Origin of the sequence: Hansschlegelia beijingensis (assembly GCF_045505405.1) — a bacterium.
GTDB classification, from domain to species: Bacteria; Pseudomonadota; Alphaproteobacteria; order Rhizobiales; family Methylopilaceae; genus Methylopila; species Methylopila beijingensis_A.
In genome coordinates, this window is the sequence record NZ_JBJKEX010000371.1 from 1 (window position 1) to 2,965 (window position 2,965).

Genomic DNA, 2,965 nt, shown 5'->3' on the forward strand with positions numbered 1-2,965 from the left:
GAGCCCCCGAAGGACAGCCCCGAAGCCTCGGTCCCTCTGCCGCCGGAGCGCCCCGACGGCGACGCCAGGACGGCCGCGCTGATCCCGAAGGCGCCCCTGCCGACCGAAAAGCCGGCGGGTCCCACCCCGCCCGACCTCCCGCTTCCGGAGGCTTCCCGCGAGGAGGATGCCGATTGCCGGGAGCTGACTTCGGAGGGCGTCGCGATCTTCAAGCCGGCGGAGCTTTCCGACCAGCCGGAGATCTGCCGCACGGGCGCGCTGGTCGAGCTCTCGGGCGTGCGCCGCAAGGATGGCGGCGTGGTCGAGCTGAAGCCCGCCGCGACCCTGCGCTGCGCCATGGCGCGCGTCGTCTCCGCCTATGTGCGCAACGACCTCGCCCCGGCGGCCGAGGCGTCGGGCGCGAAGCTCGACGCGGTCAACGTCGCGGGCTCATACGCCTGCCGGGGGCGCAACAACGTCTCCGGCGCCAAACTCAGCGAGCACGGCCGGGCGAACGCGCTCGACATTGCAGGCTTCGGGCTTTCGAGCGGCCGCGCAGTCGGGGTCTACGCCAAGGACCTGCCGGAGCTTCTGGGGATCGTCGTCAAGGGCGCGGCCTGCACGCGGTTCAACACGGTCCTGGGGCCCGGCTCCGACGAGGCGCACGAGGATCATCTCCACGTCGACCTGCAGCCCCGGCGCAGCAATTCGCGGCTGTGCCAATGGCGGCCGGACTGAAGTCAGCGAGCGTTCGACGAGGCGGGAGCTGCGGCGCTCGCCAGGGCTTCGCCGCCGAACAGCGTCGAGGCGAGCGTCATCAGCCCGCGCTGCTCATAGGTCGCGCGGGCGAGGTTGAACCAGTGGCGATAGAGCGGGACCGGCTCGCACCGCAGTCCGTTGCCGGCGCCGAGAGTCCTCTCCGCGCGCTGCAGGATCTCCGCGCAGGCGGTGGCGGACACGACGTCGATCCGACGATGCTCCGCCCAGTCGGCCGAGAAGCCGCCGGTGTTGAGATAGGTGACATGGCTGAAGGCCGAGAACGCCGCAACAGCCAGAGCTGCGCCGAACAGGGCGAGCCGCATCGTAGATCACCCGAGGTCAGAGTGTGAGCCGCCGCGACAACGGCGACCTGAATGGATAGTTCCACTAAAGTCGACTTTCGTGAAGATTCTTTTGCGGGTCGGAGCCGCGCCGAAAACGCTGGCCCGGATCGCGGCGCCCGGACGCTATCCTGAGGGGCCGCAGCCGCCGGCAAGCTGGAAGGGACTCCTGAATGCTCAGCAATCTCCAGGCGCGCGACGCCGCCACGGTCCTCCACCCCTACACGAACCTCGCCACGCTGCCGGAGCAGGGCTCGCTCATCCTCGAGCGGGGCGACGGGGTGTTCGTCTATGACGTCGAGGGCAAGCCCTACATCGAGGGCATGGCGGGGCTGTGGTGCAACGCGCTCGGACATGGCCGCGAGGAGCTCGTGGAGGCCGCGGCGGAGCAAATGCGCAGGCTGCCCTTCGCGCATCTCTTCACGGGCAAGAGCCATGACCCGGCGATCGCGCTGGCGGAGAAGCTGAAGGAGCTCGCCCCCTGCAACGCCGCCAAGGCGTTCTTCTGCAACTCCGGCTCGGAAGCCAACGACACCCAGATGAAGCTGGTCTGGTACGTCAACAACGCGCTCGGCCGGCCGCAGAAGAAGAAGATCATCTCCCGCATCAAGGCCTATCACGGCGTCACGGTCGCGAGCGCGAGCCTGACCGGGCTGCCGAACAACCACATCGACTTCGACCTGCCGCTGCCGCAGGTGCGGCACGCCGGCTGCCCGCATCACTACCGCTTCGCGCTCGAGGGCGAGACCGAGGAGGAGTTCGCCACCCGGCTCGCCGCCGAACTCGACGCGATGATCCAGGCCGAGGGCCCGGAGACGGTGGCCGCCTTCATCGCCGAGCCCGTGATGGGCGCCGGCGGCGTGATCGTGCCGCCCCGGACCTATTTCGAGAAGATCCAGCCGGTGCTGGAGAAATACGACGTCATGCTGATCGCCGACGAGGTGATCTGCGGCTTCGGACGGCTTGGCGAATGGTTCGGCTCGACCGTGCTCGGCATGAAGCCGGACACGATCTCGGTCGCCAAGCAGCTCTCCTCCTCCTACCTGCCGATCGCCGCCGTCATCATCCCGGACTGGATCGACGAGGCGCTGAACCGGCAGAGCGAGAAGATCGGCGTGTTCGGCCACGGCTTCACCTATTCGGGCCATCCGGTCGCGGCCGCCGTCGCGCTCAAGACCCTGGAGATCTACGAGCGCGAGAACGTGCTCGGCCATGTGCGCAAGGTCATGCCGCATTTCCAGCAGCGGCTACGCGCCTTCGGCGATCACCCGATGGTCGGCGAGGCCCGCGGCATGGGGCTCGTCGGCGCGGTCGACCTCGTCGCCGACAAGGCCAGCAAGCGGCCGTTCGACGCGAAGCGCTACGCCGCCGCCAAGGTGGTCGCGCTGGCGCAGGAGGAAGGCCTCATCGTGCGCGCGATCGGCGACGCGGTGTCGATCTGCCCGCCGCTGGTCATCACCGAGGAGGAGATCGACCAGTTGTTCGATCGCCTCGGACGCGCGCTCGACCGGGCCGAAAGCTGGGCCGCCTCCGAAGGCGCGCGGCAGGCCGCCTGAACGGCGCCACCACCTTTCACCCTCCCCCTCGATGTGGAAGAAGTCGCATGTCGGCGTCACGCCGGAGGGGTGGTTCGGTGTGCGGAAACGGTAGGCGTTTCTCCCGCGATCAGCGGGCTTTCGGTCCTCGGAGCGCCGCATGACGCTCGATCTCCGGCTCGCCCCGCGCGGACGCTCGCGCCTCGCGGCGGCGGCCCTTGCGCTCGCCGGCTTCGCGATCTGCGTCACGCTCTATTCGATGCTGCTGTTGCGGTCCCACGCGGTCGCGGCCGGACCCGGGTTCGCGGCGTTCGCCGCGGGTCTCGCCCTCGCGGGGCTCGCGGTGCTGAC

At 69.5% G+C, this 2,965-nt stretch carries 3 protein-coding genes and 1 pseudogene; 3 read left to right on the forward strand and 1 reads right to left on the reverse strand.

The window, feature by feature from the left end; all coding sequences use genetic code 11:
* A partial coding sequence (locus tag ACIKT0_RS16145; RefSeq protein ID WP_407106383.1) for an extensin-like domain-containing protein occupies positions 1-717 on the forward strand: 717 nt, incomplete at its 5' end.
* A 2-nt stretch (positions 718-719) separates the two neighbouring features.
* Here ACIKT0_RS16145 and ACIKT0_RS16150 read toward each other — a convergent pair.
* Positions 720-1,061: a hypothetical protein gene (locus tag ACIKT0_RS16150; protein WP_407106385.1), complete on the reverse strand. Its 342-nt coding sequence runs from the start codon at positions 1,059-1,061 to the stop codon at positions 720-722.
* A gap of 191 nt (positions 1,062-1,252) precedes the next feature.
* Here ACIKT0_RS16150 and ACIKT0_RS16155 point away from each other — a divergent pair, with 191 nt between their 5' ends.
* Together ACIKT0_RS16155 and ACIKT0_RS16160 are read left to right on the forward strand one after the other, a co-directional pair.
* Positions 1,253-2,635 (forward strand): aspartate aminotransferase family protein, encoded by a 1,383-nt coding sequence (locus ACIKT0_RS16155; protein ID WP_407106387.1) that lies wholly within the window; start codon positions 1,253-1,255, stop codon positions 2,633-2,635.
* Positions 2,636-2,774: 139 nt separating this feature from the next.
* Positions 2,775-2,965: pseudogene (locus ACIKT0_RS16160) on the forward strand (DUF1499 domain-containing protein); the annotation flags it as partial.

Excerpts from the sequence above, each read along its gene's own strand:
- ACIKT0_RS16150 (WP_407106385.1), bottom strand. The coding sequence starts at position 1,061 with ATGCGGCTCGCCCTGTTCGGCGCAGCTCTGGCTGTTGCGGCGTTCTCG.
- ACIKT0_RS16155 (WP_407106387.1), top strand. The coding sequence starts at position 1,253 with ATGCTCAGCAATCTCCAGGCGCGCGACGCCGCCACGGTCCTCCACCCC.